This is a genomic window from Streptomyces sp. NPDC127092, assembly GCF_042722475.1.
Classification (GTDB): Bacteria; Actinomycetota; Actinomycetes; order Streptomycetales; family Streptomycetaceae; genus Streptomyces.
Genome location: NZ_JBHXFE010000122.1, coordinates 332 through 661, shown reverse-complemented (window position 1 = coordinate 661; position 330 = coordinate 332). Strand labels below are relative to the sequence as shown.

The 330-nt window shown below is 65.8% G+C and carries 1 protein-coding gene; it reads left to right on the top strand.

Going from position 1 to position 330, the window contains the following annotated elements; translation table 11 throughout:
- Positions 1–330: FAD-binding protein (locus ACFWJO_RS37755; protein WP_386872657.1), on the top strand; the 330-nt coding region annotated here is incomplete at both ends.

The window sequence follows — 330 nt, the reverse complement described above, 5'->3', positions numbered from 1 at the left end:
CCTCCAGACGCTGTACCAGAACTGCGTCAAGCACAACGTGGAGTTCTACAACGAGTTCTACGTGCTCGACCTGCTGCTGGTGGAGGAGGACGCCGTGCGCGAGGACGGCACCGCCTACAAGCAGAAGCGCACCGCCGGCGTCGTCTCCTACGAGCTGGCCACCGGCGAGATCCACGTCTTCCAGGCCAAGTCGGTCGTCTTCGCCACCGGCGGCGCCGGCAAGGTGTACAAGACCACCTCGAACGCCCACACCCTCACCGGCGACGGCATGGCCATCGCCTACCGCGCGGGCCTGCCGCTGGAGGACATGGAGTTCGTGCAGTTCCATCC